This is a genomic window from Rhodoferax sp. EU05-FHT12H12, from assembly GCF_058791215.1.
This window is the reverse complement of record NZ_JBYTDI010000001.1, coordinates 401,078-425,629: the sequence shown is the minus strand read 5'-3', so window position 1 is coordinate 425,629 and position 24,552 is coordinate 401,078. Positions and strand designations below refer to the sequence as shown.

22 protein-coding genes are annotated in these 24,552 nt (G+C 61.1%); 18 read left to right on the top strand and 4 right to left on the bottom strand.

Translation table 11 applies throughout. The features are described from left to right. The first annotated feature begins 14 nt into the window (after positions 1–14). From AC3WS7_RS01985 to creD, 8 genes are all read left to right on the top strand, one after another. The gene (locus AC3WS7_RS01985) at positions 15–1,049 is read left to right on the top strand and encodes a branched-chain amino acid ABC transporter permease (RefSeq protein ID WP_492655196.1); all 1,035 of its coding nucleotides are present in this window, start codon (positions 15–17) and stop codon (positions 1,047–1,049) included. 7 nt (positions 1,050–1,056) lie between these two features. Further along, positions 1,057–2,355 (top strand): branched-chain amino acid ABC transporter permease, encoded by a 1,299-nt coding sequence (locus AC3WS7_RS01980; protein ID WP_492655195.1) that lies wholly within the window; start codon positions 1,057–1,059, stop codon positions 2,353–2,355. After that, positions 2,352–3,140: an ABC transporter ATP-binding protein gene (locus tag AC3WS7_RS01975; RefSeq protein WP_296466251.1), complete on the top strand. Its 789-nt coding sequence runs from the start codon at positions 2,352–2,354 to the stop codon at positions 3,138–3,140. The genes AC3WS7_RS01980 and AC3WS7_RS01975 overlap by 4 nt, the downstream gene beginning before the upstream one ends. Before the next feature lie 13 nt (positions 3,141–3,153). Beyond that, positions 3,154–3,849, top strand: coding sequence for an ABC transporter ATP-binding protein (locus AC3WS7_RS01970; protein WP_492655554.1), 696 nt, complete (start codon positions 3,154–3,156; stop codon positions 3,847–3,849). 126 nt (positions 3,850–3,975) lie between these two features. Continuing rightward, positions 3,976–6,075 (top strand): 3-hydroxyacyl-CoA dehydrogenase NAD-binding domain-containing protein, encoded by a 2,100-nt coding sequence (locus tag AC3WS7_RS01965; RefSeq protein WP_492655194.1) that lies wholly within the window; start codon positions 3,976–3,978, stop codon positions 6,073–6,075. A gap of 12 nt (positions 6,076–6,087) precedes the next feature. Further along, positions 6,088–7,581 carry a M20 family peptidase gene (locus tag AC3WS7_RS01960; protein ID WP_296466246.1) on the top strand — a complete coding sequence of 498 codons (1,494 nt, stop codon included), beginning with the start codon at positions 6,088–6,090 and terminating at the stop codon, positions 7,579–7,581. A 22-nt stretch (positions 7,582–7,603) separates the two neighbouring features. After that, entirely contained in the window at positions 7,604–8,779 is a 1,176-nt protein-coding gene (locus tag AC3WS7_RS01955) for an acetyl-CoA C-acyltransferase (RefSeq protein WP_296466243.1), read from the top strand. A 156-nt stretch (positions 8,780–8,935) separates the two neighbouring features. Further along, positions 8,936–10,237 carry a cell envelope integrity protein CreD gene (gene creD / locus AC3WS7_RS01950; protein ID WP_492655193.1) on the top strand — a complete coding sequence of 434 codons (1,302 nt, stop codon included), beginning with the start codon at positions 8,936–8,938 and terminating at the stop codon, positions 10,235–10,237. Between the two features lie 186 nt (positions 10,238–10,423). Here the strand turns inward: creD and AC3WS7_RS01945 are convergent, their stop codons facing one another. From AC3WS7_RS01945 to AC3WS7_RS01930, 4 genes are all read right to left on the bottom strand, one after another. Beyond that, positions 10,424–10,999, bottom strand: a complete 576-nt coding sequence (locus AC3WS7_RS01945; protein WP_492655192.1) for a tetratricopeptide repeat protein — start codon at positions 10,997–10,999, stop codon at positions 10,424–10,426. 485 nt (positions 11,000–11,484) lie between these two features. Continuing rightward, positions 11,485–11,829: an immunity protein Imm33 domain-containing protein gene (locus tag AC3WS7_RS01940; RefSeq protein ID WP_492655191.1), complete on the bottom strand. Its 345-nt coding sequence runs from the start codon at positions 11,827–11,829 to the stop codon at positions 11,485–11,487. A gap of 762 nt (positions 11,830–12,591) precedes the next feature. Further along, positions 12,592–12,849 carry a hypothetical protein gene (locus tag AC3WS7_RS01935; RefSeq protein WP_492655190.1) on the bottom strand — a complete coding sequence of 86 codons (258 nt, stop codon included), beginning with the start codon at positions 12,847–12,849 and terminating at the stop codon, positions 12,592–12,594. A gap of 349 nt (positions 12,850–13,198) precedes the next feature. Continuing rightward, positions 13,199–13,615, bottom strand: coding sequence for a hypothetical protein (locus tag AC3WS7_RS01930; RefSeq protein WP_492655189.1), 417 nt, complete (start codon positions 13,613–13,615; stop codon positions 13,199–13,201). Positions 13,616–13,932: 317 nt separating this feature from the next. Between AC3WS7_RS01930 and AC3WS7_RS01925 the strand changes: the two genes are divergently transcribed. The 10 genes from AC3WS7_RS01925 (at position 13,933) to AC3WS7_RS01880 (ending at position 24,552) form a co-directional block, all read left to right on the top strand. Then, the gene (locus AC3WS7_RS01925; RefSeq protein ID WP_492655188.1) at positions 13,933–15,780 is read left to right on the top strand and encodes an acyl-CoA dehydrogenase; all 1,848 of its coding nucleotides are present in this window, start codon (positions 13,933–13,935) and stop codon (positions 15,778–15,780) included. Then, positions 15,780–16,007, top strand: coding sequence for a hypothetical protein (locus AC3WS7_RS01920; protein ID WP_492655187.1), 228 nt, complete (start codon positions 15,780–15,782; stop codon positions 16,005–16,007). Before AC3WS7_RS01925 ends, AC3WS7_RS01920 begins: the two co-directional genes overlap by 1 nt. 122 nt (positions 16,008–16,129) lie before the next feature. Further along, positions 16,130–16,921: an SDR family oxidoreductase gene (locus AC3WS7_RS01915; protein ID WP_296466228.1), complete on the top strand. Its 792-nt coding sequence runs from the start codon at positions 16,130–16,132 to the stop codon at positions 16,919–16,921. Positions 16,922–16,926: 5 nt separating this feature from the next. Then, positions 16,927–17,397, top strand: coding sequence for a PaaI family thioesterase (locus AC3WS7_RS01910; protein ID WP_492655186.1), 471 nt, complete (start codon positions 16,927–16,929; stop codon positions 17,395–17,397). An 81-nt stretch (positions 17,398–17,478) separates the two neighbouring features. Beyond that, positions 17,479–19,134, top strand: a complete 1,656-nt coding sequence (locus AC3WS7_RS01905; protein ID WP_492655185.1) for an isovaleryl-CoA dehydrogenase — start codon at positions 17,479–17,481, stop codon at positions 19,132–19,134. After that, entirely contained in the window at positions 19,131–20,090 is a 960-nt protein-coding gene (locus AC3WS7_RS01900; protein WP_492655184.1) for a glutathione S-transferase family protein, read from the top strand. Before AC3WS7_RS01905 ends, AC3WS7_RS01900 begins: the two co-directional genes overlap by 4 nt. Continuing rightward, complete coding sequence (locus AC3WS7_RS01895) at positions 20,087–20,566, top strand: GNAT family N-acetyltransferase (RefSeq protein ID WP_492655183.1); 480 nt, start codon at positions 20,087–20,089, stop codon at positions 20,564–20,566. Before AC3WS7_RS01900 ends, AC3WS7_RS01895 begins: the two co-directional genes overlap by 4 nt. A 26-nt stretch (positions 20,567–20,592) precedes the next feature. Continuing rightward, entirely contained in the window at positions 20,593–21,492 is a 900-nt protein-coding gene (locus AC3WS7_RS01890) for an SDR family oxidoreductase (RefSeq protein WP_296466214.1), read from the top strand. A 94-nt stretch (positions 21,493–21,586) separates the two neighbouring features. Further along, a complete protein-coding gene (locus tag AC3WS7_RS01885; protein WP_296466211.1) occupies positions 21,587–22,204 on the top strand; it encodes a methylamine utilization protein in 618 nt (205 codons plus the stop codon). Beyond that, entirely contained in the window at positions 22,201–24,552 is a 2,352-nt protein-coding gene (locus tag AC3WS7_RS01880) for a bifunctional diguanylate cyclase/phosphodiesterase (protein WP_492655182.1), read from the top strand. The genes AC3WS7_RS01885 and AC3WS7_RS01880 overlap by 4 nt, the downstream gene beginning before the upstream one ends.

Here is a 24,552-nt window from a genome sequence, read left to right as displayed (position 1 = left end):
AAGGTAGATAGCGGATGGAGTTTTTCATCATTTCGATGCTAAATGGCTTGAGCTACGGGCTCTTGCTGTTCATGCTCAGTGCCGGACTGACCTTGATCCTCAGCATGATGGGGGTGCTCAACTTTGCGCACGCCAGCTTCTATATGGTCGGGGCCTACCTGGGCTACACCGTGTCGGGCTGGGTCGGCTTTTGGCCCGCCTTGGTGGTGGCCCCGCTGGTCGTGGGGGCGCTGGGCGCCGTATTTGAGCGGGTGGCCCTGCGCAAGGTGCACAAGTTTGGCCATGTGCCGGAGCTGCTGGTCACCTTCGGCTTGTCCTACATCCTGCTGGAGCTGGTGCAACTCATCTGGGGCCGAACCGCCCTCGAATTCAAACCTCCTGTGTCGCTGCAAGGCCCGGCCTTCACCCTGGTCAACCATGCCGTGAACGGCCTGCAACTGGTCTGGGGTGCTGCGCCGGCCGAGCTGTGTGCGGCCGCGGATGCCGCGGTGCGCGTGGTGTGTTCACCGTTCCCCATGACGCGGGGCTTCATGATGGTGATTGCGCTGCTGATGCTGCTGGCGCTGTGGCTGATGCTCACGCGCACCCGTATTGGGCTGGTGATCCAGGCCGCGTTGACCCATCCCGAGATGGTGGAGTCCCTGGGCCACAACGTGCCGCGTGTTTTCATGCTGGTGTTTGGCGTGGGCACCGGGCTCGCGGGTCTGGCGGGTGTCATTGGTGGCAGCACCTTTGTGACGGAGCCTGCCATGGCCGCCACCGTGGGGTCGGTGATCTTTGTGGTGGTGGTGGTCGGCGGCATGGGCTCACTCTCGGGCGCCTTTCTGGCGTCGGTGCTCATTGGTGTGATCCAGACTTTTGCGGTGGCGTTTGACTACGCGTTGCTTGACGTTCTGCCCCACCTCGGCGTGCCGGTCAGTGACACCTTGCGCGCCAATTCCATCGCCAAACTCACCATCGCCCAGGTCGCGCCCATCTTGCCCTACCTGTTTTTGGTATTGATCCTGATTTTCAGGCCCAAGGGTCTGCTGGGCACCCGGGAAGGCTGAACTGTTTATGCAAACACCTGTGCGTTTGTACGCATCCCAATCCCTCAACCTGGGCCGCATTGTGGTGTGGGGGCTATTTGCCCTCGTGTTGCTGGTGTCGCCGCGGGTGTTCACCAGTGGCCTGTCCATCACCATGCTGTCGCAAATGGGCATTGCCATCATTGCCTGCCTGTCCTACAACATGCTGCTGGGGCAGGGCGGCATGCTCAGCTTTGGCCACGCGGTGTATACCGGCCTGGGTTCCTACATGGCCATCCATGCACTCAATGCGGCGGGGGCAGGCACCTGGGCCATTCCAGTGAGCCTGGTTCCGCTGGTCGGGGGCGCTGCCGGCATGGGCTTTGCTGCCCTGCTGGGCTATGTCACCACGCGCAAATCGGGCACCACCTTCGCCATGATCACACTGGGCATGGCCGAGCTGGTGTTTGCCATGTCGCTGATGTTCTCCGAGTTCTTTGGCGGTGAGGCCGGCGTGTCGGCCAACCGCGTGGTCGGACAGCCGTTTTTCGGCATCACCTTTGCCCCCGCGGTGCAGGTGTACTACCTGATTGCGGCCTACACCTTTGTGGCCGTGGCGGCCATGTTCGCCTTCACCGGTACGCCGCTGGGCCGCATGCTCAATGCGGTGCGGGACAACCCCGAACGTGTGGAGTTCATTGGCTACAACCCCCAGCGCATCCGCTACACCGCCTTCATCATTGCTGGCTTCTTTGCCGGAATTTCGGGAGGTCTGGCAGCGTTGAACTTTGAAATCGTCACCGCGGAAGTGGTAGGGGCTTCGCGGTCCGGCGCTTACCTGCTGTTCACCTTTCTGGGCGGTGCCACCTTCTTCTTTGGCCCCATTCTGGGCGCCGTGCTCATGGTGCTGGCCTTTGTGCTGCTCAGCGAATTCACCAAGGCCTGGTTGCTGTACCTGGGCTTGATCTTCCTGTTCATGGTGATGTACGCCCCGGGCGGCATTGCCAGCCTCATCATGATGAACCTGCGGGTGGCCAAGTTTGGCAAGCTGGGGCGGTTGTGGGTCAGCTACCTGGGGCTGGCCGCTACCGCGCTGTTGGCACTCGCCGGTGCGGGTGCCATGGTCGAGATGGTCTACCACCAGCAACTCAACGCCGCACTCGGTCCCGAACTGCGCTTTCTGGGCACCACGCTCAATGCCACCAGCCTCAACAGCTGGTTTGGCGCGTTCCTGGTGTTGGTGACCGGGGCAACCCTGTTTGAGCTGGTACGCCGACAGTTCAGCCGCGACTGGAGTCAAATCCAGGAAGAGATAGAAGCAGAAACCCAGCGGAGGGACGCCCAGTGAGCGCCACACCCCAGCATTCCCCTGCATTGGAGCTGCGCGACCTGCGCAAGAGCTTTGGCAAGTCGGAGATCATTCGCGGCGCCAACCTGGCCGTGCAGCCCGGTGAGCGCGTGGCAATCATCGGCCCCAACGGCGCGGGCAAGTCCACGCTGTTCAACCTGATCAGCGGGCGCTTCGAGCCTAGCAGCGGTGACGTGCTGCTCAACGGCCAACGTATCAACGGAAAAAAGCCGTTTGAAATCAACCGCATGGGCCTGTCGCGCAGCTTCCAGATCACCAATATCTTCCCCAAGCTCAGTGTGTTCGAGAACTTGCGCTGCGGCGTGCTCTGGAGCCTGGGCTACAAGTACACCTTCCTCAAATTTCTGGTGAACCTGCACGACGCCAATCACCGTGCCGAAGAACTCATGGCCATGATCAAGCTGGACAAGAAGCGTGATGTGCTGGCCATGAACCTGACCTACGCCGAGCAGCGCGCATTGGAAATTGGCGTGACCATCGGCGGCGGCGCCAATGTGATCCTGCTGGACGAACCCACGGCAGGCATGAGCAAGAGCGAGACGGGGCGATTTGTCGGCCTGATCAAAGAGGTGACCGTGGGCAAAACCCTGCTGACGGTGGAGCATGACATGGGTGTGGTGTTTGGTCTGGCCGACAAGATTGCCGTGGTGGTCTATGGCGAGGTGATAGCCTTTGACACCCCCGAGGCGGTGCGCGCCAATCCGCGCGTGCAGGAGGCGTATTTGGGCTCTGCCGTAGCCGACGCGCAGGCGGGAGGACACTGAGATGGGTTCTGAGATGCTGACGATCAAGCACCTGCACGCCTTTTATGGCAAGAGCCATGTGCTGCATGGCGTAGACATGGCAGTAGGTGAGGGCGAGATTGTGGCCCTGCTGGGCCGCAACGGCTCGGGCCGCTCCACCACGGCCAAGGCCATCATGGGCCTTGTGGAGTGCGAGGGTTCGGTGCTATGGCGCGGACAGGAAACCCGCGGCAAAGAAGCGTTTGAAATTGCCCACCTGGGGATCGGGTATGTACCCGAAAACCGCGATGTTTTCCCCAAACTCACGGTGCATCAAAACCTGCTGCTGGGCCAAAAGCGCAGCAAAAAGCAGGCACGCTGGAGTTTTGCCGACATGTACCGCATGTTCCCGCGCCTGAAAGAACGGGAACATACCGAAGCAGGCGTTCTGTCGGGCGGCGAGCAGCAAATGCTGACGCTGTGCCGCACGCTCATGGGCGACCCCGACCTCATCATCATTGACGAGCCCACCGAAGGCTTGGCGCCCAAGATCGTGGAACTGGTGGCCGAGTACCTCAAAGTCTTGCGCAGCCGCGGCATCTCTGTGCTGCTGATTGAGCAAAAACTCACCATCGCGATGGCCATTTCCGATCGCTGCCTGGTCATGGGCCACGGCAGCATTGTGTTTGATGGTACGCCGCAGACACTGCGCGACAACACGGACATCCGCAAGGAGTGGCTGGAGGTCTAAGGGATAACCCTTGGTTTGTCCCACGAGGGACAAAAGCGCTTGGATTGGAATCCAAAGCCCCTACAATCCTTAAAAAAGAACGATCGTTCTATTTTCTCTGGCTCCACCTTTTCAAGGAATGAAAGCATGACCGCCCAGTACCAAGTCCATGGCGATATCGCCGTCATCACGCTGAACAACCCGCCGGTCAATGGCTTGGGTTTGTCCACCCGTCAGGGTATTGCAGACGGCATGGCCCAGGCCAATGCCGACGCGGCGGTCAAGGCCATCGTGATCACTGGCGCTGGCAAGGCCTTCTCGGGCGGTGCAGACATCAAAGAATTCGGCAAACCCACGGCCCTGCAAGAGCCCAACCTGATCAGCGTGATTGGCGTACTCGAAGCGTCCAGCAAACCCGTGGTAGCGGCTATCCACACGGTGGCCATGGGCGGTGGCCTGGAACTGGCCCTGGGTTGCCACTACCGCGTCGTTGCCCCAGGCACCAGCGTGGCCCTGCCCGAAGTGAAGCTGGGCCTGCTGCCCGGCGCCGGTGGCACGCAGCGCCTGCCGCGCGTGCTGGGTGTGGAGCCCGCATTGAACATGATCGTCAGTGGCGAAACCGTCAAGAGCGACATGCTGGCCATGGCCCCAGGCCAAAAGCTGTTCGACAAAATGGCAGCGTCGGCCGAGAGCGTGCTGGAAGAGGCGATGGCCTTTGCGCGTGAAAAGGCTGATGTGCGCCCCCTGCCTCTGGTGCGCGACCTGAAGTGCAAGCACCCCCAGGGCGACGCCTACTTCCAGTTCGCCCGCAACATGGTCAAGGGCATGAGCAAGAACTTCCCCGCACCTGCCAAGTGTGTGGACGTGGTGGAAGCCGCCACCAAGAAGAAGTTTGACGAAGGTATGAAAGTTGAACGCGAGGCGTTTATCAACCTCATGTTCACCGCCGAGAGCAAATCCCTGCGTCACCTGTTCCTGGCTGAGCGTGCAGCATCAAAAATAGCTGATGTGCCCGCCGATACTGCGCAACGTGCTATTAACTCTGTAGCAGTTATCGGCGCTGGCACCATGGGTGGCGGCATTGCCATGAACTTCCTGAACGCCGGCATCCCCGTCAAGATGCTGGAAATGAAGCAGGAAGCGCTGGACCGCGGCATCGCCACCATCCGCAAAAACTACGAAGCCCAGGTGGCCAAGAAGAAACTCAAGCAGGACAAGTACGAGCAGCGCATGAGCCTGCTGAGCACCACGCTGAGCTATGACGACCTGAACACTGCCGACATGGTGATCGAAGCCGTGTTTGAAGAAATTGGCGTGAAGGAAGCCGTGTTCAAGGAACTGGACCGCGTCATGAAGCCCGGCGCCGTCCTGGCCTCCAACACCTCCACACTGGACGTGAACAAGATCGCCGCCTTCACCAAACGCCCCGAAGACGTGGTGGGCCTGCACTTCTTCAGCCCGGCCAACGTGATGAAGCTGCTGGAAGTGGTGCGCGGCGAGAAAACCGCCAAGGACGTGATGGCGACCGTCATGTCCGTTGCCAAGAAGATCAAGAAGACCGCCGTGGTCTCCGGCGTGTGCGATGGTTTCATCGGCAACCGCATGATCGAACAGTACGGCCGCCAGGGTGGCTTCCTGCTGGACGAAGGCTGCACACCTGCGCAAGTGGACAAGGCCATGGAAAAGTTTGGCATGGCCATGGGCCCGTTCCGCATGGGCGACCTGGCCGGCAACGACATTGGCTGGGCCATCCGCAAGCGCCGCTACACCGAGCAGCCCGACATGAAGTACAGCAAAACCGCTGACCTGCTGTGTGAGAAGGGCCGTTTTGGCCAGAAGACCGGTGCCGGCTGGTACGACTATGTGCCCGGCAAGCGCGACGCCATCCCCAATGCCGAGGTGGTGGCCATGATTGAAGAGCACCGCAAGAGCCTGGGCATTACGCCGCGCAAGATTTCGGACGAAGAAATCGTGCAACGCCTGGTGTTCAGCCTGGTCAACGAAGCGGCCCACATCCTGGAAGAGGGCATTGCCGCCAAGGCCAGCGATATCGACATCGTCTACATTTTTGGCTACGGCTTCCCCGCGCACCGCGGCGGCCCCATGAACTACGCCGACGAAGTGGGCCTGTTCAATGTCGTGCAAGCGATGAACCGCTTTGCCCAGAACCCGCTGGACGACGCCAAGTTCTGGCAGCCCGCGCCGCTCTTGGCCAAGCTGGCCGCTGAAGGCAAGACCTTCAACTAAGCAGGCTGCACCATGCTCAAGAAAATAGCCTGGGGTGTGCTGGCCTTGCTGCTGGCACTGGTGGCTGTGCTAGCCATCAACACCCTGCGCAAGGGCTCGCGCCAGCTGGATGTGCCGCCGGTGCCTGTGGTGGCGGTGGATGCAGTCGGTGTGGGCCAACGCTTGGCAGAAGCTGTGCGTTTGCGCACCATTTCCTCGCGGGATGACGCCAATCTCAACGCCGACCAGTTCAGGCAACTGCACGCGCTGTTGCAGGCCAAGTTTCCCAAAACCCACGCCGCCCTCAAGCGGGAAGTGGTGGGCGACCTGAGCCTGCTCTACACCTGGCCCGGCAGCAAGCCAGACCTGCAGCCCATCCTGCTGATGGCCCACCAGGACGTGGTGCCCATTGCGCCTGGCACCGAGAAGACCTGGGAGACCGACCCCTTTAGCGGTGACGTAAAAGATGGCTTCGTCTGGGGCCGTGGCGCGTGGGACGACAAGGGCAACCTGATGGCCCAACTCGAAGCCATCGAGTTGTTGGTGGCCAGTGGCTACCAGCCCGAGCGCACCGTGTACCTGGCCTTTGGTGCCGACGAAGAGGTGGGCGGCCACCGTGGTGCCGAGAAGATTGCGGCGCTGCTGAAAGAGCGCAAGGTACGGCTGGACTTTGTCATTGACGAAGGCCTGCTGATCACCGAAGGCATCATGCCCGGCCTCAAGGCCCCGGCAGCGCTGATTGGTGTGGCCGAAAAAGGCTACCTCTCGGTCGTGCTCAAGATGTCGGCCACACCCGGTCACTCGTCCATGCCGCCGCCCAAGGGCACCAGTGCCATTGCCATGATGAGTGCCGCCCTCAAGCGCATTGACGACGAGCAGCTGCCGGCGGGCATCCGTGGCGTGGCGGCAGACATGTTTGCCACCGTGGCTCCCGAGATGGGCGGCTTCTCCCGCGTGGCTCTGTCCAACCTCTGGTTGTTCGGCCCCATCGTGCAAAAGCAACTGGAGAATGGCGCAGGCACCAACGCCGTGATGCGCACCACCACGGCGCTGACCATCGTCAACGCTGGCAACAAGGAAAACGTGCTGCCTGGCAACGCCGAGGCCACGGTCAACTTCCGCCTGCTGCCCGGCGACACCAAAGACATGGTGGTGGAACGCACCCGCGCCCTGGTGGCGGATGCCACCCGGAGCGACAAATTCGAGCTGTTTGCGCTGCCCGGCGGTGCCGAAGCCTCGAAGGTGGCACCTACCGATTCTGCGCAGTACGCCCTCATCAACCGCACCATCCGCGAAGTGTTTCCGGGCACGCTGGTGGCCCCTGGCTTGATGATTGGCGCCACCGACTCCATCCACTTTGGCGAAATCAGTGAGCACATCTTCAAGTTTTCGCCCGTACGTGCCGGCCCGGAAGACCTGAAACGTTTTCATGGCACCAACGAACGCATTGCGGTCAGCAACTACACCGAGCTGATCCGCTTTTACCACCGCCTTTTGACGCAAGGTGCCAAGGCACCCCAACCCTGACCCCATTTAGGAGAGCTTCACCATGACATCAGCAGTAATTGTTTCCACCGCTCGCACCCCCTTGACCAAGGCCTGGAAGGGTGCCTTCAACATGACCCACGGCGCCACCATGGGCGGCCACGTGGTGGAGCATGCCATTCAGCGCGCCGGCATCGAAGCCGGCGAGGTGGACGACGTCATCATGGGCTGTGGCACACCCGAAGGTGCCACGGGCGCCAATATCGCCCGCCAAATCGCGCTGCGCGCAGGCTGCCCCGTCACCGTGTCGGGCATGACCATCAACCGTTTTTGCTCCTCCGGCCTGCAAACCATTGCCAGCGCCGCCCAGCGCATCATGGCCAACGAAGGCGACATTTACGTGGCCGGTGGCGTGGAAGCCATCTCTTGCACCGCGCAAGAGATGAACCAGCACATGCTGCAAGACCCTTGGCTCATGAAGAACAAGCCCGAGGTCTACTGGGCCATGTTGCAAACCGCCGAGCAAGTGGCCAAACGCTACAACATCAGCCGCGAGGCCATGGACGAATACGGCGCCAGCAGCCAGCAAAAAGCCAGCGCGGCCTTGGAAAAAGGCCTGTTCAAGGACGAAATCGCCCCCATCACCGTCACCATGGGTGTGGCCGACAAGGTCATGGGCCTGATGACCAAACAAGTCACCGTAAGCGATGACGAAGGCATCCGCGCTGGCACCACCTATGACAGCATCAAGGACCTGCGCTCTGCCGTGCCCGGCGGTTTGGTGTCCGCCGGCAACGCCAGCCAGCTGTCCGATGGCGCAGGCGCCACCGTGGTGATGCACGAAAAGCTGGCCGAGCAAAAAGGCCTCAAGCCCCTGGGCCGCTTCCTCGGTTTTGCCGTCGCCGGTTGTGAGCCTGACGAAATGGGCATCGGCCCCGTGTTCGCCATCCCCAAAGTGCTCAAGCGTCTGGGCCTGACCATCAATGACATCGACCTGTGGGAGCTGAACGAGGCCTTCGCCGTGCAGGTGATCTACTGCCGCGACAAGCTGGGCATCCCCGCTGACAAGCTCAACGTCAACGGCGGTGCCATTGCCGTGGGCCACCCCTTCGGCATGAGCGGCCAGCGCCTCACCGGCCACGCCCTCATCGAAGGCAAACGCCGCGGCGCCAAAAAGGTCTGCGTCACCATGTGTATTGGTGGTGGCATGGGTGCTGCGGGCGTGTTTGAAGTGCTGTAACACTGCCTCGGCATTTGCCAATCCAAGGGCCACCGTTTACGGTGGCCTTTTTTTTTGTTTTCACACAGCCTTCACCCGGCCCGCACTGTGCCATCACATCGGCATCGCACACCCTGCCGACACTGCCAGCACATGCAACAACAAGGGTCGGAAATGATGAAAAACGCACTGTTTTTGAAATGCACGCTGGTGTTTGTGTTGGGCGTATTGCTCTGGGTTCCGCTGCTCATGATTGAAAACACCATCCACGAGCGCACCACCTACCGCGAAGAAGCCGTGCAGGCCATCGCCGCCAGCTCTGCCGGCGAGCAAAAGCTATGGGGCCCGGTGCTGACCATCACCGTGGACGAGGAATACGACGAGCCCGTGAGCGGATGGACCAAGGCCGGTGCCGTGGCGGGCAGCACCCGCGTCACGCGCAGACACACCCTGCAAGTCACACCGTCGGCGGTCGATTTGAAAGGCCAGATGGACGTAGAGCGGCGCAAGCTGGGCTTGTTCAGCACCCCCGTGTTTGAGCTCAACGCCACGCTCAGCGGCCACTATGTGGCGCCCACGGCCAAAGACTTGCCCAAGCTGGGGCCCAACGCCCGGCTCAAGTGGGGCGCACCCGTGTTGACCGCGGGTGTGGGCGACACACGAGGCATTGCCGGTGCACCCGTGGTCACCCTGGCAGGTACCACGCTGGCGGTAGAGGGCGGCAGCGATGTCAAAGACTTCACCAGCGGTTTTCATGGTGTGGCCAACAATGTGCCCCTGGATGGAAGCGCCAAGACCTTGCCGTTCTCCATCACGGTGCGCTTGGTGGGCACCAGCGCCTTCGGCTTTGTGCCGGTAGGCGATGTGGTGACCGCCAACCTGAGCAGCAATTGGCCGCACCCCAGCTTTGGTGGCGACTTCTTGCCCCGCACGCGAACCGTACAAGACACCGGCTTTACAGCCCAGTGGGGCACCACAGCGCTCGCATCCAATGGCGGCGGCACTACAGAAGGGTTCCAGGTGCGCCTGATTGAGCCGGTGGACGTGTACCAACAAGCCACACGGTCGGTGAAGTACGGCTTCCTGTTCATCGTGCTGAGTTTTGCCGCCTTCTTCGTGTTCGAGCAACTCAAGAACCTGCGCATCCACCCCATCCAATACCTGCTGGTCGGTCTGGCCCAGGCGGTGTTCTTTCTGCTGCTCACCAGCTTGTCGGAGCACATGGCCTTCGCCGTGGCCTACGGCGTGTCCGCTACGGCGTCGGTGGTCTTGGTGGGGGTGTACTTGGCCTCAGTGCTGCGTGGCGCAGCGCGGGCTGTGGGGTTTAGCACTGCCATGGGCACGCTCTACGCAGCTTTGTTTGGCATCTTGCAGTCGGAGCAAAACGCGCTGTTGTTGGGCTCGGTGTTGATCTTCTTGCTGTTGGCAGCGGTGATGCTGGGCACGCGCAAGGTGGATTGGTATGGGCATACCGCCTAAGGTGCCGGTCAACGTGCTGCTGATCGTTGACGAAGTGTGAATCGCCCCGGTTCAACTGGACACTTTTGAATTAAAGTTTTTTTCTGGGGGAGGACTTAAAACGGTCATCCCCCAGTGACAAAAATTGCTCAGAGCAGAGGCATCTAAAGACTGATTGAAGTCGGTCAAATCGAACTCTTGCGCGAGCTACTGCATCTTTTCAGCCAGCATTTTGGCGTAAGCAGGATTCGGGACAATCCCCAAACCTACCGCTAGATTTAACAACCTCTTAGCCTCGTTGAAATCACCTAAATAGAACTTGATAACTGACCAGTTTTCTGGGGTTTGCGGAAATTTCGGATCGAGCTCGTAAGCCTGCCCAAATAATGCATCCGCTATCGAATATTCAATGAGGCCATTCTCTTCATTTGAAATAAGGTAGCCGGCAAACATTCCATGTGCAGAGGCTAATTCATTGATGATCTTGGAATTTTTCGGATCAAACCCATTCGCCATTTCTAGAAAGCGAATCGATTCCTTTAAATTGACTCGCGTATCTCCCTCTCCTCGAATGGCACGTTGACCCATGATGAGTCCAAATCCAAAATATGCGCCTGCATTGTTCCGGTCAAACATCCAAGACTGATTGAATCGTTTTATCGCTGTATCTAAGTCACCTTGGTTGTAGTACCGCCACCCAAGGCGCTCCACTTGCTTGCTGGTGACTTCATTGCTTTCGATTTCTGGAGTGTGCCGACCTCCATACATCGGAAGTTCGTTCATGGGGCGGTCGGCCACAGCCGCAGTTGACGCTATCAGAAAAGCAATGTGAAGAAGAAATTTCATCGTTCTGAAAAGTAGGAAGCTTCCCAAACCAGTTAGGGGTTACTTGTGATCAATCGTTCAGGTTTAAATTTCACCCGCCCATGAGCGGCTAGCTGAGCGCCTCTGATTCTGACTGTGAAGTGAAGGTTTAAATATCCGCCATTCGGGTGAACTTCTGAATGTCGGCTTCTGCCGGCGGATTCAACCGGTCGATGCAACACTCCTTCTGCTCACGCAGGTTTTAGTGTGTTGCATCGACCGGTTGAATCCGCCACTGATTGCAGACATTTGCAGCGCTCCAAAGTAGTCGTTAACGTAGAGCTAACCGGCGCTGCGCGGCTTTATCGCGCAGCCTCCAGCGACCGAAGGGAGCGAGGTTGAGCGCCGGGTTAGGCCGCATTTTCAACCTCGCAAAACCGATGGATGAGCGAGTGTGCTTGACTTCATTTTGCTTCCAGAAGGCTCGCATCGAACCATACGTCTTCGTAATTTTCCCCGTCTATGAGGAACCGGTGACCTGGCGGCAGGTCCAGATACTCCACCGCTGTCGGTAAGTATTCCGAGAGATGCTCTACGTGTAGTGGCGCGAAGAACTCTGAGTCTTGAGACATCTCACCACCGCACCAGATGTACCAGCCATTCGTTGTATCCGTGGCCGCTATGCGAAGACCGTGTATGGGCTCCTTGCCCAGTGTGGAAAGCGCGATGCCAAGTTTCGAGTTTGACGCTGGTGGCTGTGGCTGAACCTTTTTCCAATCGCATACGGATTGCTGGCTGGCTATACGCATGATGCTCCTCTGCGGCCTAACATAATGTATGCCGCAAACCCTGCGGGATATTCTGGCGGCTGCGGGATAAGCTGGGCGCAAAATGCACTGGGAATCCGCTTGCAGTAAAGATTTCAGTAAATCTCATGTGCGTTTGTACAGGTATAGAAATCCGACAAACCCCGCACTTTGTAAGGAGTGGAGTGAGTCACTGATTTCACGATTTTTACGTTTCGAAACCAGCTTGAACATCCCCCAATCGGGTGATTTTGTGAACATTGGCTTCCGCCGCGATGCCGAGACGCCTGCAGACTGAAAGCAGACATGGAGAGCGCTCTATTGTGGACATTCGGCATCAGTCATGCATTCATGGTTAGTGTTTAGGCCGCACTGAGAGAAGCGCAGCTAACGGCCATGAAATGAACGCTGACACAAAGCCTATCGGTGACAGGAGTAGCGTTCTTCCCATGATATGAATATCGTGCACGCCTAGATAGCGACCTAACGATCCAGGTGCGAATATGAAGGTTACAGCCGCGACCAATAGAAACAAAAGCAGGAACGTTATTTGTGGAGCGACACCACGCTTAAAGCGCCACAGCAGCAGGCTGCCCAATAGAAGTGGCGGTAGCACGATCCATAGGACGATTATTTCGAACTCAAGGCCTGTCATAAATCCCCACACCTAGCTTAAACATGAATTTCCCCCGTCGTCCGCCAAGGCCCGCGTCCGTGGCATAGCTACGGCGTCTACAGACTGAATCCGGTCATTGTCACGGAGAGTTAAGCCACCGCTGCAACGGCGATGGCGACCGCAAGCAGCGCGAGATAAAAGGCACCTCCAATGAGAGACAGTCCGGACTCTGTAATGACTCGCTTGCCGTCTCGGAGAAACGAAAACGCGCCGGCAGCACCATAAATTCGCCCTTCGTCACCGAACAAGGGCTCACCACGCCATTTGCCACCGGAAACGAGCCAGACTATTGCTCGTCCAGTTTGAATGGCGATGACTCCCAGAACTCCGCCAGTGATTTCATCCATTTGACTGCATTTTCAATTGGGCGTTTGAGTTTGCCTATCCCCAAACTATGTGATTTTTTGAACGTCTGCCATCGCCACGAAGCCGGGGCGTCTGCGGACTGATTGCGGGCATTCAATTTCTACATAACGGCGCGGATAAACCGCCGAAAAGCAGAGAAAGATTCTCTAGATGCAAAGAAGGCAATTGCAATGAGGGCTAAGCCGCTAAGGCTAAACAGAATCGCCATAAGCCAAATTTGGAAAATAAGCATTACTCCAGCAAATGCAAGTAGTAATACTCCAACGACAGTGATGCCCTGTCTGTCTTTGGCTTGGTCTCCAAATTGGCTATGCATTGCTTGGATAACGATTAGAAGCGTGCCTTCGTATGAAGGTAAAGAGCCGTCGCGCGTACAGACAATAGCAACACGGACGGAATTGCACAATAAAACAAGACTATCCAGACATAGCTAAAAAAGGCGTTGGCAACACTAAAGCTGTTCTGATGAGTTGGGTCCAGTGCAAATGTAGCAATTGCAAATAGCGGGGCAACAACTACAGACACAGCAACGCCCCTTATCGCACCTTGAAGGGTGGTCGAAATCAAAGCGGCAGGAATAAGGCAAAGCAAAGCCAAAAATGCGGGCGCATCTATGGGGCTTGGCAGTAGTGCAGTCCAGTCCGGAAGCCGTACTGTCTTCGAGAAGTTAAAAATATCGGGCCAAATCACAATGACCGAAGACAAAAGCAACAGGCTTGCGACCATTGATATTCGATTGCGATTCATGAGAGGGCTAATTGATGACGGCATGAGTGATTTTCACCACATGGAGGCACTATGGGTATCCCCCATTCGGGTGAATCTCGCAATGTCGGCTTCCGCCGCATTGTGGCCGCCCATCGTACCCGCCTGGTAAAGCAAATCGGAGGGTCTGCTATCCGGCACTACGTCTAGGTCATCGAAGACCGCTTTGGGTCCAGTACACCATTACAGTTTCCACTGTTCCATTGATTTGGTGAGTGATCCTCAGGAGTTTCCTGCCCATCGTCACCAAGCGGACACCCACCGCTAGGCGGCCCCCAGCATTGCAGGAAAATCTCACCATGACCCTACGCACCACCCTCGACTTCCTGCTCAACGACTGGCTGGACGCCACAGCGCTCACGGCGCGCGAACGCTTTGCGGACCACAACCGCGAGACCTTTGACGCGGTGCTGGACACCTGTGAACGCATAGCACGCGAGAAGTACGCGCCGTTCAACCGCCTGGCCGATGTGGAAGAGCCGCGCACGGTGACGGAGCCCGATGGCAGCCTGCGGGTGGTGTTGCCGCAGGCCACGCACGATGCGCAGAAGGCCTATGCCGAATCCGGCATGCTGTCGGCCGCGCAGGACTACGACATGGGCGGCATGCAGCTGCCCTATAGCGTGGAGGCGGCGGCCAATGCCTTCTTTGCCTGCGCGTCTGTGAGCATTGGCACCGGCATGCTGACCACGGGCAATGCCAACCTGTTGATGACGCACGGCACGGCGCTGCAAAAAGAGGTGTTTGCCAAAAACGAATTTTCGGGCCGCTGGTCGGGCACCATGTGCCTCTCTGAGCCGCAAGCGGGCTCCAGCCTGTCGGACGTGGCGACCAAGGCCGTGCCCGATGGTGCGGACTTTGCCAACGATCCTCTAGGACCACGCTACCGCCTCAAGGGCAACAAGATGTGGATCTCGTCGGGCGAGCACGAGATCAACGAGAACATCATCCACCTGGTGCTGGCCAAGATTCCCGATGAAAGCGGCAAGCTGGTGCCCGGCACACGCGGCATTTCGCTGTTCATCGTGCCCAAGAAGATGGTGAACCCGCAGGGCGAGCTGACCGGTGTGCGCAACGATGTGGCGCTGGCCGGCCTGAACCACAAGCTGGGCTGGCGCGGCACCACCAACACGCTGCTGAACTTTGGCGAAGGCAAGTTCCCCGTGGACGGCCAGCCTGGCGCCGTGGGCTACCTAGTGGGCCAACCCGGCAAGGGCTTGGCCTGCATGTTCCACATGATGAACGAGGCCCGCATTGGCGTAGGCATCGCAGCCACCATGCTGGGCATGGCGGGCTACTACGCGGCATTGGACTACGCCAAGAACCGCCCGCAAGGCCGGCCCATCACCGGCGCCGGCAAGGACGCCGCCGCACCACAAACCCGCATCATCGAACACGCCGATGTGAAACGCATGCTGCTGGCGCAAAAATCGTACTGCGAGGGCGCACTGGCGCTGGAGCTGTACTGCGCGCGCCTGGTGGACGAGCACCACACGGCCGGTGGTGCAGAGGCCGAAGAGGCGCGCTTGCTGCTGGAGGTGCTGACGCCGATTGCCAAGAGCTGGCCCAGCGAATGGTGCCTGGAGGCCAACAGCCTGGCCATCCAGGTACACGGCGGCTATGGCTACACGCGCGATTTTCCGGTGGAGCAGTACTGGCGCGACAACCGCCTGAACATGATTCACGAAGGCACCCACGGCATCCAGGCCATGGACCTGCTGGGCCGCAAGGTGCTGATGGAGGAGGGCAGGGGCCTCACGTTGCTCAGCCACCGTGTCATGGCCACGGTGCACCGCTGCAGCGGCATTCCCGCGCTGGCGGCGCACGCCAAGGCGCTGGGCAAGGCCTTGCAAGAAGTTGGCGGTGCCACCCAAAAAGCCTGGTCCACCGGCGTGCCGGGCGAGGCGCTGGCCAATGCCGTGCCCTACCTGCAGGCCTTTGGACACACGGTGCTGGCCTGGATCTGGCTGGACGTGGCCGCCTGCGCGCTGGACAACGACCCCAAGCAGGAACAGCTGAGCACCCAGGGCAGGGTAGGCGCAGCGCAGTTTTTCTTCCATTACGAATTGCCAAAAATCGGCGCCTGGCTGGGTGTGGTGCAATCACGGGATCTGACCTGTGCATCATTTCCCGAAGGAGCTTTCTGATGGCCTTTTTCAAAAAATACAACGGCACCACCAACGCCCGCCTGCTGCGGGTGGAGCGCGCGATCTGGGTGTTGATTTACGGCGGCCTGTTGTCCATCGTGCTGGGGGCCTTTATTGACCAGCAAGAGGCGCAGGACGCTGGCCTGTTTTACAACCTGGGTGGCCTCGCCGTGGCCGTGGGCGTGGTACTGATTTACGTGCGCTCGCGCCTGCGCGAAGAGGACTGAACGGCACCCATATCGCGTGGGAGACATGGTTGTGGCGCGCTGAAACGGACAATCGTTTTCGCCGGGCTGCGCCTACAAGTGTGGCCCCATTTTTTTCCCCCATTCCAACAAGGTAGACACGCATGACACGCACCATCCAGACATTGTTTGACCTGACCGGCAAGACCGCGCTGATCACCGGCGGCTCGCGCGGCCTGGGCCTGCAAATGGCCCACGCCTTGGGCGAAGCCGGTGCCAAGGTGATGATCAGCTCACGCAAGGCCGAAGACCTGGAAAAAGCCTGTGCCGAGCTGCAGGCCGCCGGCATTGATGCCCGCTGGATTGCCGCCGATTGCGCCAAGGACAGCGAAATCACCCGCCTGGCCGAAGAAACCCTGCACCGCATGGGTGAGGTGGACATTCTGGTCAACAACGCCGGCGCCTCCTGGGGCGCCCCGGCCGAAGACCACCCCGCCGAGGCCTGGGACAAGGTGATGAACCTCAACGTGCGCGGCTACTTTTTGCTGAGCCAGATCATTGCCAAGAAGAGCATGATTCCACGCAAGACCGGCCGCATCATCAACATCGCCTCGATTGCCGGCCTGAACGGCAACCCCGAAGGCATGATGACGATTGCCTACAACACCTCCAAGGGTGCGGTGGTCAACTTCACCCGCACCCTGGGCGCCGAATGGGGCAAGTACAACATCACCGTCAACGCCATCTGCCCGGGCTTTTTCCCCAGCAAGATGACCTATGGCCTGCTCAAGACCATGGGCGAGGACAAGCTGGCCGCAGGCGCACCGCTCAAGCGCCTGGGCGATGACGAGGACCTGAAAGGCCTGGTGGTACTGTACGCATCCGACGCCGGCAAACACATCACCGGCCAGTGGCTGGCGGTGGACGGTGGCGTGTCGGTCGTCACAGGCGGCTGACCGGTATGACGCACGCGGTCAGCGGCGGTTTTGGGGTCGAGATTCCCTTTGTCACGCACCTGGGGTTCAACCTCACCCTGTTTGCCGATGGGCACTCCGAGATCCGGTACGCGCCCAAGGCCGAGCACCTCAATTCCTTCAACGTGACCCACGGTGGCGCACTGATGACGCTGCTGGACGTGACCATGGCCACCGCCGCGCGCAGCGTGGCGCCCGAGATGGGCGTGGTCACCATCGAGATGAAGACCAGCTTCATGCAGCCCGCAGTACCCAGTGCCGATGGGCCGCTGGTGGCCAAGGGCGAGTTGATGCACCGCACGGCCACCATGGCCTTCACCCAGGCCACGGTGTTGGACGCGGCAGGCAAACCTTGCGCCCACGCCACGGGCACCTTCAAATACGTCAAACGCCTGGCCACCGGCAGCCGCAGTGTGAACCCGTTGAACCTGAACCCCGGCGGCCTGTCTACCGACTGATTTCAAGAGAAATGGGGCGCTAGCCCCCGTGGAATATGCGCGAACAGCTATCAAAAGAGTAGCGTTTAACAGGAGCACGGCATGAGCATCACGACACTGCAGTACCTCAACACCCACACGGTGTTCAACCAGGCCGAGCCGCTGGTGGGCCGCAACCTGTTGACTGGCAACCGAGCGCTGCAGAGTGCGCTGAAGTTCAACGCCCCCGCGCTGGACACCGCCAGCCTGCACGCGCTGGGCGCGCAGATGGGCAGTGCCGAGATGCAAACCCACGCCCGCCTGGCAAATGTGCACACCCCCGTGCTGCACAGCCACGACCGCACGGGCCGCCGTGTGGACCAGGTGGAGTTTCATCCCAGCTACCACGCGCTGATGACCGCCGCGGCGCAAGCAGGCCTGCACGGAACGCCGTGGACTGAAGTTGCCCACGGCCACACCCGCCGTGCAGCGGCCTTCATGCTGTTCACCGAGGCGGAGCCTTCCATCCTGTGCCCCATCTCCATGACCTACGCCGTCATGGCCGCACTGCCGGGCAATGCCGCCATCTTCAAAGACTGGGCGCCGGGCTTGACCGCACGCGCCTACGACCCCGCTTTCAAGCCCTTCAGCCAGAAAGCCGGCCTGACCATGGGCATGGGCATGACGGAGAAGCAGGGCGGCTCTGATGTGCGGGCCAACACCACGCAGGCCTTCCCCGACGGGCAGGACGCCTGGGGCCAGCGCTACACGCTGGTCGGCCACAAGTGGTTTTTCTCGGCGCCCATGTGTGACGCGTTTCTGGTGCTGGCGCAAACACCGGCTGGACTGAGTTGCTTCTTCATTCCGCGTGTGCTGCCGGACGGCAGCACCAACGCCATCCGCATCCAGCGCCTCAAGGACAAGCTGGGCAACAAGGCCAATGCGAGCTCCGAGGTCGAATTCCTCAACGCCACCGCCTGGCTGGTGGGTGAAGAGGCCCGCGGTGTGCCGCAGATTCTGGAAATGGGCACCATGACGCGGCTGGACTGCGCCCTGGGCACCAGCGGCCTGATGCGTCAGGCGCTCAGCATCGCACTGCACCACACCGCGCAGCGCCAGGCCTTTGGCAAGCGCCTGATCGAGCAGCCGCTGATGCGCAACGTACTGGCCGACCTTGCTATCGAAAGCGAAGCTGCTTGCGCACTATCCATGCGACTTGCACGCTCTTTTGACCATAAAAATGATGCCCATGAGCTGCTCATGGGCCGGCTGCTTACGCCGATTGCCAAGTTCTGGATCTGCAAGCGCGGCGCCGCGTTTGCCCAAGAAGCCATGGAGTGCCTGGGCGGCAACGGCTATGTGGAGGAGGGCGGCGAGGGCACCATGGCCCGCATCTACCGCGAGATGCCGCTCAACTCGATTTGGGAAGGCGCGGGCAACATCATGGCGCTGGACCTGCTGCGCGCGCTGCGCAAGGGCGACGTCGCCGCCGCGCTGCTGCGCGAGCTGGCCCCGGCCCAGGGTGCCCACCCCGCACTGGACCGCCTGGCCACGGCGCTGCCCAGCCGGGTGGAGCACATGGCCACCGAGATGGAAGCGCGCCGCCTGGCGCAAGACGTGGCGCTGGCCGTGCAGGCCGCGCTGCTGTTCCAGAGCGCCCCCGCCGCCGTATTTACCGCATTTTGTGATTCCCGCCTCGCGGGCAACTGGGGCCACACCTTTGGCACCCTGGGCGCCGCGGTGGACTTTGACAGCATTATTGAAAGGGCCATGCCATGAGCGCTACGTCGACCGACCTCATCCTCCACCACTACCCCACCTCGCCGTTTTCGGAAAAGGTGCGCCTGGTGCTGGGCTACAAACAACTGGCCTGGAAGTCCGTCCTCATCCCCGCCATCCTGCCCAAGCCCGATGTGCAGGCACTGACCGGCGGCTACCGCAAGACGCCGTTCCTGCAGATTGGCAATGACATCTACTGCGACAGCGCGCTGATCTGCGATGTGCTGGAGCACATCCAGCCCACCCCCACGCTGTACCCCGAAAGCCACAAGGGCGTGGCCCGCGTGCTGGCGCAGTGGGCCGACACCACGCTGTTCTGGGCCGCCATGGCCTACAACCTGCAACCCAAGGGGGCTGCCAGCATGTTTGAAGGCGCGCCGCCCGAGGCCGCCAAAGCCTTTGGAGCCGACCGCGCCGCCATGTCCGCCGGCATGACACGCCTGCGCCCGGCCGACGCCACCGCCGCCTACAAGAGCTACCTGCGCCGCCTGGCCAATATGCTCGAAGGCCAAGACTTCTTGCTGGGCAGCACGCCCTGCGTGGCCGACTTTGCGGCCTACCACCCACTGTGGTTCAGCCGCAAACGCGTGCCGGTGATGGCCGATATCCTGAACGCCACCCCGGCCGTGCTGGCCTGGATGGACCGCATGGCCGCGCTGGGCCATGGCAGCTTCGAGAAACTGACCGCTACAGAATCGATAGCTGCTTGCGAAGCATCCACGGTCGCCAGCGCCCCATTTGCCCATGATGCAGACACCACCTTCCAGGACGAGCACGGCATTGCGCTGGGCAGCGAGGTGACGATTGCCGCCGAACTGTTTGGCCAGGAACCCACTGCCGGCACGCTCATTGCCGCCACGCGCACGCGCTTCACGCTGCAGCGCACCGACGAACGCGCCGGCACCGTGCGTGTGCACTTTCCGCGCATTGGCTACGTACTCAAGGCCGCCGCATGAGCGAAGGCTTGCAATGGCAGTGGCTGCGCTTTGACCAGCTAAGCCGGGAACAGCTCTATGCGCTGCTGCGCCTGCGCAGCGAGGTGTTTGTGGTGGAACAGAACTGCATCTTCCAGGACATGGATGGCCTGGACGCCCAGGCCATGCATCTACTGGGAGTTCGGGTGGCAGTGGACTCTGCGCAGGTCCCCGAACTGGTGGCCTATGTACGCTGCTTCCCCAAGGGCGTCACGTTTGACGAAGCCAGCATCGGCCGCGTGGTCACGCGCCAGAGTGCGCGGGGCGGTGGCCTGGGCCATGTGCTGATGGCCGAGGCGATTCGCGCGTTGCAGCAGCAGTGGGGCGCGCAGCCGATTCGCATTGGCGCGCAAGCGCACCTCCAGGCCTTTTACGAGCGCCATGGCTTTGCCGATATGGGCAAGCCCTATGTAGAAGACGGCATCGCCCACATCGAGATGGTCCGCCAGCCCGGCTGACCCCACAACAACTTGGAGACACCCCCGTGATCACTGATTTCAAAGGCAAAACTGCCGTCCTCACCGGCGCCGGCTCGGGCTTTGGCCTGGAATGCGCACGCCTGGGCGCCAAGCTGGGCATGAACCTGGTGCTGGCCGATGTACAGCAGGATGCGCTGGACACAGCCGCCGCCGAAATGCAGGCCGCCGGCGCACCGGTGCTGGCGATGAAGGTGGATGTATCCCAGGCCGCGCAGGTGGAGGCCTTGGGTGCCGCCACGCTAGCGCGCTTTGGTGCGCCGCACTTTGTCTTCAACAACGCGGGCGTGGGCGCCGGGGGTCTGGTGTGGGAAAACTCCGCCAAAGACTGGGAATGGGTGCTGGGCGTCAACGTCATGGGCGTGGTCCACGGCGTGCGTGTGTTCACCCCCATGATGCTGGAAGCCGCCGCCAAAGACCCGGCCTGGACAGGCCACATCGTCAACACCGCCAGCATGGCCGGCCTGCTGAATGCACCCAATATGGGCGTGTACAACGTCAGCAAACACGCGGTGGTGGCGCTGAGCGAAACCCTGTACCAGGACCTGGCGCTGGTGACCGACCAAATCAGCGCCAGCGTGTTGTGCCCCTTCTTTGTGCCCACCGGCATCAGCCAGAGCCAGCGCAACCGCCCCGAGGGCGAAGCCGCCCCCGCCACGCGCAGCCAGCGCATCGGCCAGGCCATGACCGACAAAGCGGTCACCCACAGCAAGGTGACAGCGGCCGAGGTAGCGCAGAAGGTGTTCGACGCCATCGCCGCCAACCAGTTCTATATCTACAGCCACCCCCAGGCCATTGCCTCGGTGCAAACGCGCATGGAGGACGTGCTGATGGCGCGCAACCCGACCGACCCGTTTGCCCACAAACCTGCGCTGGGTGCGGAGCTGAAAAAGGCGCTGCGCGGCTGACCCGGCAGGGCCGCAGAACCTCTGGCTTGGGTTAGAGTCGTATCCCAGTGCCCCAAACGTTGGGCACCCGACGCTTTTTCATCTGGAGTGCCGCATGCGTTTTCAACCAAGCTTGCACCGGCTGGCCGCTGTCGTTGGCGCCATCGGACTGTTGCAGCCTGCCGGGGCCGGCACGCTGCAGTTGCAAGTGCAAGACAAAAACGGAAAGCCCCTCCCTGAGGCCATCGTGTTTCTGGAGTCCCCCGAGGCCAAGGCTGCCGCCAAGCCGCTCAAGGGTGTGGAAGTGGCGCAGGTGGCCCGGCAGTTCAAGCCCGCCGTCACCGTGGTCACGCCCGGCACAGCGGTGCTGTTCCCCAACCAGGACACGGTGCGCCACCACGTCTACTCGTTCTCACCCGCCAAGACCTTCGAGCTCAAGCTCTACACCGGGGTGCCGGCCAACCCGGTCACCTTTGACAAGGTGGGCGTAGCGGTGCTGGGCTGCAATATTCACGACACCATGGTGGCCTGGGTGCTGGTGGTGGACACGCCGTATTTCGGCCGCACCGATGCCAGCGGCAAGCTCACCCTGGACAACGTACCCCATGGCAACTACAAGCTGCGCACCTGGCACACTTCGCTGCCCACTGGTGCGCCCGCGGCCGAGCAGGCACAGGCGGTGGGCGCTGCCGCTGCGCCCGTGCTGGTGAAGCTGGCGGGGAGCAGCATTTGAAGCCCAGCCTGTTTCGCCTGTATGCCCACTGGGGCATAGGCACCAAGTTTGTGGTCTTCTCGGTGGCCTTGCTGCTGCTGGTGCAAATTGCGGTGTACAGCGTGGTGCGCAGCAGCATCAGCAGCAATGTGCGCGCCCAGTTGGCCCAGGAGCTAGCGATTGGGGACAAGGTCTGGTGGCGCCTGCTGGACCAGAATGCCCAAAAATTGCGCCTGGGCGCGGCCGTACTGGCGGCCGATTTCGGGTTTCGTTCCGCCCTGAGCAGCGGCGACACCGAAACCCTGCGCTCCGCACTGGAGAACAGCGGCGCGCGTATTGGCGCCCCTATCACCGCGCTGCTGGACACCGGGTTTGCCCTGCAGGCGGCGGGCTATGAGATGGGCGGGCAGGAAGCCCTGACCCCCGTGCTGCAGCAGGTGGCCGCCCAACTCAGCCAGACAGAGCAAAGCTCGCAGCTGCAACTGATCAACGCCACGCTCTACCAGTTCGTCATGGTGCCGCTGAAGGCGCCACTCACCATTGGCTGGGTACTGATGGGCTTTCCCATCGAACAATCCCAGGCCAACGACATGTTTGGGCTCTCGGGCATCCACGTGGCGCTTGTCAAACCGCAGGGCGGCGTGGTGTTGACCAGTCTGCCGCCCAAAGAGCAGGCCGCACTCAGCCAACTGGGGCAGGGCACAGAACTGCAGCTACCCGAGGACACGCTGGTGGTGCGCCGCAGTACCGAGCGTACGGACGTGCAAGCGGTTGAGACCTACCTGCTGCGTTCGCTGGACGAGGTGGTCGCTCCGTATCTGCAGGTACAAATTGCCCTGTTGGGCATCACGGCGCTGGGCCTGGCCCTGTTTGTGGCGGGCAGTGCAGCGCTAGCGCGCCGTATCACCACGCCCTTGCGGTCTTTGGTGGGCGCGGCGGAGCAGCTCAGCCGGGGCGAGTACGACCACCAACTGCCCGCGCTGCGCCACAAGGACGAGATTGGTGACCTGGCGCGCGCGTTTGACCAGATGCGCAGCAGCATCCGCAAGCAGCAGGGCGAGATCCTGCAACTCGCCTACTGGGACCGCCTCACCGAATTGCCCAACCGCACCCAGTTCCGTGACCTGCTGCAGCAGTCCATCCGCGCCAGCATTGCGCTGGAGGGCGCGGCGCCCCCGGTGGCCGTGGTGCTGCTGAATCTGGACCGTTTCAAACACGTAAACGATGTGCTGGGCTACGCCTTTGGCGACGGCTTGCTGGTGGCTGTGGCGCAGCGGCTCAGTGCCTTGATTGGGGCGGAATTGGGTGTGGTGGCCCGCATGGGCGGCGACGAGTTTGCGGTATTGATTGAAGGCAGCACCGCCGAGGAAGCGGTGGCCGTTGCCCAGAAGATCGCCGCCTCGTTTGACCAGCCCTTGACGCTGGAAGACCAGACGGTGGACTTCAGCGCAGGCATTGGGGTGGCATCCTGGCCGGCCCACGCGCAAGACGCCGACACCTTGCTCAGCCGCGCCGAAATTGCCATGTACGTGGCCAAACAAAAAACCACCGGCATCCAGGTCTACGACCCGGCGCTGGACTCGTCGAGCACACAAACCCTGTCGCTCCTGACCGAGTTGCGCCATGCGGTGGAGCAGGGCCAACTGCGCCTGTACTTGCAGCCCAAGCTCAACCTGGCCGACAACACCGTGCTGGCTGCCGAAGCGTTGGTGCGCTGGCAGCATCCCACACGCGGCCTGGTGCCGCCCATGCAGTTCATTCCGTTTGCCGAGCAAACCGGCTTTGTGCGCCAGCTCACGCTGTGGATGTTTGAGGAAGTGGCGCGCGAACTGCCCACGCTGCGCGCCGACGGTCGGCCCCTGCGCGTAGCCATCAACCTCTCGACCCGCGACCTGCTGGACCAGGACTTTCCGGCCAAGCTGGACGCAATGATGGCCAAGTACAACGCCCCCACCGACGCGTTTTGCCTAGAGATCACCGAAAGCGCCATCATGGACGACCCGCAGCGCGCCGAGGCCACGCTGAACCGCCTGGCCGAGCGCGGCTTCAAGCTCTCGATCGACGACTTTGGCACCGGCTACTCGTCGCTGGCCTACCTCAAGCGCCTGCCGGTCAACGAACTCAAGATCGACAAGTCGTTTGTGATGGGCATGGAAACCGACGAGAGCGACGCCAAAATCGTGCGCTCCACCATCGACCTGGCGCACAACCTGGGCCTGAGTGTGGTGGCCGAGGGGGTGGAGAACCAGGCCATTCTGGACAAGCTGCGCGAACTGCACTGCGACGAAGCCCAGGGCTACTACATGAGCAAGCCCGTTCCGCTGCCCGAGTTCATGGCCTGGCGCGCCAGGCACCTGGCTGCGGCCTGA